Origin of the sequence: Mesorhizobium sp. M7D.F.Ca.US.004.03.1.1, from assembly GCF_003998635.1 — a bacterium.
In the GTDB taxonomy this organism is placed as follows: Bacteria; Pseudomonadota; Alphaproteobacteria; order Rhizobiales; family Rhizobiaceae; genus Mesorhizobium; species Mesorhizobium loti.
Genome location: NZ_RZQG01000909.1, coordinates 1 through 2,304 on the forward strand (window position 1 = coordinate 1; position 2,304 = coordinate 2,304).

The window sequence follows — 2,304 nt, forward strand, 5'->3', positions numbered from 1 at the left end:
TCCACGCACCAGGGAGCCTGCTGCCCACGATCCGGTCGCGCTGTCAGGTGGTGCGATTGACGCCGCTCGACGGCGACGAGCTGATGGCTGTGCTGGAAACGGCGGAACCGCCGCCGCCGGACGACCCGGTGGCGCGCGCGGCACTGGTCGAGCGGGCAGGGGGCAGCGCGCGCAACGCCATCCTGTTGACGCAGTATGGCGGGCTGGAGATCGCCTCGACGCTCGACGCCCTGGTCACGGGAAGAAAGAGCGATGTCGGCGGCGCGTTTCGCCTTGCCGAAGCCGTGGCCGGCCGCGACCAGGCGATCCAGTTCGACATCTTCAACCGCCGGGCGCTGGACCTGTTGTCTGACGCGGCAAGCCAGGCAGCACTGGCGGGCGATCTCGCACGGGCTAAAACGCTGTCGGACACTTGGCATGAGGCGCTCGACGCAATATCTGAGACCGACACCTACAATCTCGACAAGAAGCAGCACGCCCTGACCATGATCGACCGCCTGAATTCTGCAATGCGAATGTGACGGCCCTCGGAATGGCAATCGCCATTCCGGGAGGGTTCGATGTATGCGGCTGTTTTCAGGCGACGGCCGTGTTCTTCGCCTGGCTCGCTCGCTGTACCGCGAGCGCAGCATCATACTTCGCGCGATTGGCCCAGTAGATGGTGGCGAACAGCAGCGCTTGGTCGCGGAAAGGAACATGGTCGACCGTGTCCATGGCGGCTTCGGCTTGAATCCAGTCAGCGTGAAAGTCGGCGGCTGCCTTCCTGTCGCCACCGAGAGCCATCTGCTGGAATCGATGCATATGATCCTCGATGTCAAGGTAGCGGTCGGCCCAAACGATCGACCATTGTCGGTTCTGCATGGTGAACTTGCGGATCCATCGCTCGCTCAGGTCCATGTCTCCTTCGGGTTTGGAATACATGACGTTGCGGCGCGCTTCGAGCAGTGTGTTGGTGGCGACGACTTCATTCTCACGCCACAGAAGCCGCATCGCTGGATCATTCAGAAACCGGTCCGCGTAAATGGGATGAGGAAAGGCACTTTCTCGGAGCCCCTCGATCTTGAAATAGATCAGCAGTTCGGAAGCCACGCTGGCCTCGAGTTCATTGCGCTCCATCTTGCCATGGAAAGCCTCGAATCCGATGCCCGGGATGAAGGGCATATGCGCGGCGTGCCAGATTTCATGCAGAAGGTAGAGATCCTCGATGGCCGGGGCGTTGTAGTCATCCCGGCGCATTGTCAGTCCCCACCAGGTGCAGAAGTGCGCGCGCTCTAGGCGGTCGTTGGTGGTTTCGCAGCTGAAGCGGGGCAGGCGGGCATACTGATCGACTATGCTGTGGACATAGCCGCCTTGGCGATGCGAGGATCGGAATGCTTCTGTCTTCCAATGCGCTAGGCAGTGGGCATGGATGTCATCGCTCGTCACGAGCGGAAGCAAATTCTTCACGGCAACGTCCCAGAATTCGGACTGGCCATGCCGATCCGTTCCGCCATTCCCGGCGTCAGGCACAAGCGTGGCCGGGCGTCGATCGCGCCGGGGGCGCGCGTGAGATAGGAGACAAGATCCGGATCGATATCCGCGTCTGCCGATCCTCGAGCCAGAATGAAGATGTCCGCCGACATCAAGGTTAGGCCGAGAGTGTGGCCGGCATGTTCTGCCACGCTCTGTTGAATGCTGGCGTAACGACGCGCCATGGCGAAGACGTCGAACCGCTCCATAAGCCGTATCCCCAGTTGCAGCGATGTCAGGTTCTTGAACCATTGATTGCCAAACAGACCGAGATTCTCCGATCGGCAGAACACCCCGCCTATGCGGTCGTAGTAGGCGCCGAACGGCTTGGACAGGCTGATCACAACGGCGCTCACGCAAGGCGCGTTGGCGAGGATCGTCTCTATCGGAGGCTCGGCGGTCGCCCCGACATAGGTCAAATCGAGAACGAGCTGGGCCGGGTTCGCGCGTTGGCTCAACCGACGCAGAAAGGCATTGGCCTCCGGCCACACCATGCCGTCGATGGCCGAAGGTTGGCTGAGACAAAGCAGATCCTGGGGATTGACGGTGTCGGCAACATCGCGCCAGGCGTGGCGTTCATATTCCGCGACTGGAACGCTGCAGGCTTCCGCATAGGCTTTGTAACCCTCATATTCGCCGCGAAAGATTACAAGCCGAGGTGAAAACCTCTCGACGCGAGCGCGGTTGCCATAGTCCGCAATCAGATGAAAAAGCGGCTCGCTTGCACCGGCGGTCGGATAGCTGAATGGAAAGTCAGCCGCGTCCACTGGCGCCATCGGCTTCGCCCAACTGAGC

The 2,304-nt window shown here is 61.1% G+C and carries 2 protein-coding genes and 1 pseudogene; 1 reads left to right on the forward strand and 2 read right to left on the reverse strand.

All coding sequences use genetic code 11. The features are described 5' to 3' along the window. Nucleotides 1-521, forward strand: a pseudogene (locus EN935_RS31730) (DNA polymerase III subunit delta'); the annotation flags it as partial. Between the two features lie 55 nt (nt 522-576). Here EN935_RS31730 and EN935_RS31735 read toward each other — a convergent pair. Both EN935_RS31735 and EN935_RS31740 read right to left on the reverse strand, forming a co-directional pair. Beyond that, complete coding sequence (locus EN935_RS31735; protein ID WP_127265078.1) at nt 577-1,446, reverse strand: hypothetical protein; 870 nt, start codon at nt 1,444-1,446, stop codon at nt 577-579. Further along, the coding region (locus EN935_RS31740; protein ID WP_206534613.1) for an aminotransferase class I/II-fold pyridoxal phosphate-dependent enzyme at nt 1,443-2,304 on the reverse strand (862 nt) is incomplete at its 5' end. The genes EN935_RS31735 and EN935_RS31740, both read right to left, overlap by 4 nt.